Source organism: Pseudomonas juntendi, from assembly GCF_009932375.1.
Taxonomy (GTDB): domain Bacteria; phylum Pseudomonadota; class Gammaproteobacteria; order Pseudomonadales; family Pseudomonadaceae; genus Aquipseudomonas; species Aquipseudomonas juntendi.
In genome coordinates this window covers 1-394 of sequence record NZ_BLJG01000559.1, presented here as the reverse complement: position 1 = coordinate 394, position 394 = coordinate 1, and the positions used below count along the sequence as shown (strand labels likewise).

The following is a 394-nucleotide window of genomic DNA, read 5'->3' as shown; positions in this document are numbered from 1 at the left end:
CCACCGTCATGATGGCGAACTGGCGGACGACCTTATAGTTATAAGCAGTCGGACTGATTGCTGTGCTCATTCTAAGGTTCCACGGTTTTGATGTTCTTGTTGGTTGAAAAATCGGCGCCAGTATTGATAACCCTCCGGGTTACCGCAACGCAACTTTGGTACGCCGACCCGTGTCCGGGCCCGTTCACTGATGTCCCGCAGCGCTCGGGTCAGGTGGATTGTACACAAATAAATATTTGTAATGTGTACCGTTTTTCACCTTTTTCTGATCGATCGGTCAAGCTTTTTTTGGGGCGACCACTAGCCAGGCGCGGCGTCTGCGCCGGTGCTTTCGTAGGATGCCCACTGTGGCAACAAGCTTAGTTCTGTTCGGAGGGGGTGCAAGGGAGGGAGT

Annotated in this window: 1 pseudogene; it reads right to left on the bottom strand. The window is 52.8% G+C overall.

Features of this window, described 5'->3' with window-relative positions:
* Positions 1-70, bottom strand: a pseudogene (locus GYA94_RS28840) (cbb3-type cytochrome c oxidase subunit I); the annotation flags it as partial.
* Positions 71-394 lie beyond the last annotated feature (324 nt).